The 2,920-nt window shown below is 74.6% G+C and carries 3 protein-coding genes; all 3 read right to left on the bottom strand.

The annotated features are described in order from the left end of the window. Positions 1-38: 38 nt before the first annotated feature. A complete protein-coding gene (locus tag ACFU99_RS39625) occupies positions 39-1,187 on the bottom strand; it encodes an acyl-CoA dehydrogenase family protein (RefSeq protein ID WP_384402374.1) in 1,149 nt (382 codons plus the stop codon). Further along, on the bottom strand, positions 1,184-2,371 hold the full coding sequence (locus tag ACFU99_RS39620; protein ID WP_384402371.1) for an acyl-CoA dehydrogenase family protein: 1,188 nt from the start codon (positions 2,369-2,371) through the stop codon (positions 1,184-1,186). Before ACFU99_RS39620 ends, ACFU99_RS39625 begins: the two co-directional genes overlap by 4 nt. Continuing rightward, a partial coding sequence (locus tag ACFU99_RS39615; protein WP_384402368.1) for a zinc-binding dehydrogenase occupies positions 2,368-2,920 on the bottom strand: 553 nt, incomplete at its 5' end. The genes ACFU99_RS39620 and ACFU99_RS39615, both read right to left, overlap by 4 nt.

Here is a 2,920-nt window from a genome sequence, read left to right as displayed (position 1 = left end):
GGCCGGGCGCTGTCCTCCTGAGGTGGCGCGCTATGCCGTTACGGCGCGGGCAGATCCACCAGGGCGGCCAGGGCCTCGCGGTGACGGCCGGGCGCGCCGAGGGCGATCTGGTCGGCCTTGGCTCGTTTGAGGTAGAGGTGCGCGGGGTGCTCCCAGGTCATGCCGATGCCGCCGTGGAGCTGGACGCACTCCTCGGCGGCCCGCACCGCGACCTGCCCGCAGTAGGACTGCGCGACGGCTACGGCGACGGCCGTGTCGGTACTGCCCGTCTCGGCTCCGCCCGCGCCGTGGGCGGCCAGGGCGTCGGCCGCGTTACGGGCCGACGCGCGGGCCGAGGCGACCTGGAGCCAGAGTTCGGCGAGCCGGTGCTTGATCGCCTGGAACGAGCCGATGGGACGGCCGAATTGATAGCGCTCCCCCGCGTACCGGACGGTTTCGGTGAGGCACCACTCGGCGAGGCCGAGCTGTTCGGAGGCGAGCAGCCCGGCCCCGGCGAGCAGCGCCGCGTCGACGGCCGCCGTCGCGCGCTCCTCTCCCGCGATCCGCCGGGCGGGCGCTCCGGCGAGCGTGACGCGGGAGAGCGGACGGGTGCGGTCGAGCGGCGTGATACCCGTGACCCGTACACTCTCTGACGTTGCGTCAGCTACGTCGACGGCGAAGAGGCCGCCGTCGGCCCGTACGAGCAGCAGATCGGCGCCGGCCGCGCCCGCGACCGTGTCCACCCCGCCGCTGAGGGTCCCGGCGGCGTCCGCCCGTACGGTCACCGGCGGGGGCGTGCCCGGCGCGGCGGGCAGGGGGACCGCGAGCGCCCCGACGCGGCGGCCCTCGGCGAGCGCGCGCAGCGGCTCCGCCACCACGTCCTGCCCGGTGTCGCAGGCCAGCAGCGCGGACACCGCGAGGACGGCGCTGGTGAGATACGGCACAGGCGCGACGGTGCGGCCCAACTCCTCCAGCACCACGGCGGTTTCGCGGGCTCCCGCGCCCTGGCCGCCGAGCTTCTCGGGCACGAGCAGCCCGGCCGTTCCCATCTCCGCGGCGAGCACGCGCCACAGGGCGGCGTCGTACGGGCGGTCCGTCTCGCTGTGGGCGAGGACGGCGGCGGGCGCGGCCCGGTCGGCGAGCAACGACCGTACGGCGGACCGCAGGTCGGCCTCGGCCTCCGAGTAGAGCAGGTCCGGCTCGGTCATCGGGGCAGGTCCTTCCAGGCGACGTCCTTGTCGGTGCGCGGCTCGGGCGGCAGGCCGAGGACGCGTTCGGCGACGATGTTGAGCAGGACCTCCGAGGTGCCGCCCTCGATGGAGTTGCCCTTGGTCCGCAGATAGCGGTAGCCGGCGTCGCGGCCGGTGAAGTCGACGCCCTCGGGCCGCCGCATGGTCCAGTCGTCGTAGGCGAGGCCGTCAGCGGCGAGCAACTCGACTTCCAGGCCGCTGATTTCCTGGTTCAGGCGGGCGAAGGACAGCTTGAGGCCGCTCCCTTCGGGGCCGGGCTGGCCGACGGCGAGCTGCTGGCGCAGGCGTTCGCCGGTGAGCCGGGCAACCTCCGCCTCCACCCACAGGGACAGCAGCCTCTGGTGCAGGTCGTGGGTGCGCAGTTCGGGGCGGGTGCGCCAGGTCTCGGCGGCGACGCCGATCATGCCGCCCTCGCGCGGCACTCGGGCGCCGCCGATGGCCACGCGTTCGTTCATCAGCGTGGTGCTCGCGACCCGCCAGCCCTCGCCGACGCCGCCGAGCCGGTGCGCGTCGGGGATGCGCACGCCGGTGAGGAAGACCTCGTTGAACTCGGCCTCCCCGGTGATCTGGCGCAGCGGCCGGACCTCGACGCCGGGGTCGCTCATGTCGCAGACGAAGTAGGTGATGCCCTGGTGCTTGGGCAGCTCGGGGTCGGTGCGGGCGATGAGGATCGCCCAGCGGGCCAGGTGCGCGCCGGACGTCCAGACCTTCTGCCCGTCGACGGTCCAGGTGTCGCCGTCGCGTACGGCGCGGGTGGCGAGCGCCGCGAGGTCGGAGCCCGCGCCGGGCTCGCTGAACAGCTGGCACCAGACTTCCTCACCGGTCCACAGGGGGCGCAGGAAGCGCCGTTTCTGCTCGTCGGTGCCGTAGCGCAGGATGGTGGGGGCTGCCATGCCCAGCCCGATGCCGATGCGGCGCGGGTCGTTGTCGGGGGCGCCCGCCGCCGCGAGTTCGCCTTCCACGAGCGGCTGGAGGGAGCGCGGCGCGTCGAGCCCGCCGAGGCCCTCGGGGAAGTGCACCCAGGCGAGTCCGGCGTCGAAGCGGGCGCGCAGGAAGTCGAGGCGACCGGTGGTGGCGGGGTCGTGGGCCGCGAGCAGGGCGGCGGTGCGGCGGCGCAGTCCGTCGGCGTCGATCGTCGTCATCGGCGCTCCTGGGGCAGGCCGGGCTCGATCACGACGCGGCCGGTGGTGGTGCCGTCGGCGACGCGCTGCACGGCGTCGGCGGCGTCGGCGAGCGGCAGGCGTTCGCTGACGAGCGGCTTGACCCTGCCTTCGGCGGCGAGCTTGGCGAGGTCGTTGTGGCAGGCCCGTACGGCGTCCGGGTCCTTGGTGTTGTAGAGGCCCCAGTGGAGGCCGATGATCGCGTAGTTCTTGACGAGCGCGTGATTGAGGGCGGCGCTCGGAACGGTGCCGCTCGCGAAGCCGACGACGACGATGCGGCCCTCGAAGGCGACGCACTTGGTGGACTTGGCGAAGGCGTCGCCGCCGACGGGGTCGTAGACGACGTCCGCGCCCCGGCCGCCGGTGGCCTCCTTGACGACGGTGACGAAGTCCTCCGCTCGGCGGTCGACGACGAGGTCGCAGCCCAGGTCGCGGGCGGCGGCCGGCTTGTCCGCGCCGCCGACGACGCCGATGACGGTGGCGCCGGCAGCCTTGCCGAGCTGTACGGCCGCGCTGCCGACGCCGCCGGCC

Source organism: Streptomyces sp. NPDC057654 (assembly GCF_042800135.1).
Classification (GTDB): Bacteria; Actinomycetota; Actinomycetes; order Streptomycetales; family Streptomycetaceae; genus Streptomyces.
This window is presented reverse-complemented; position numbering and strand designations above follow the sequence as displayed.

Bases quoted from the DNA above. Each gene is read 5' to 3' on its own strand.
- ACFU99_RS39625 (WP_384402374.1), bottom strand. From the start codon at position 1,187: ATGACCGAGCCGGACCTGCTCTACTCGGAGGCCGAGGCCGACCTGCGG.
- ACFU99_RS39620 (WP_384402371.1), bottom strand. From the start codon at position 2,371: ATGACGACGATCGACGCCGACGGACTGCGCCGCCGCACCGCCGCCCTG.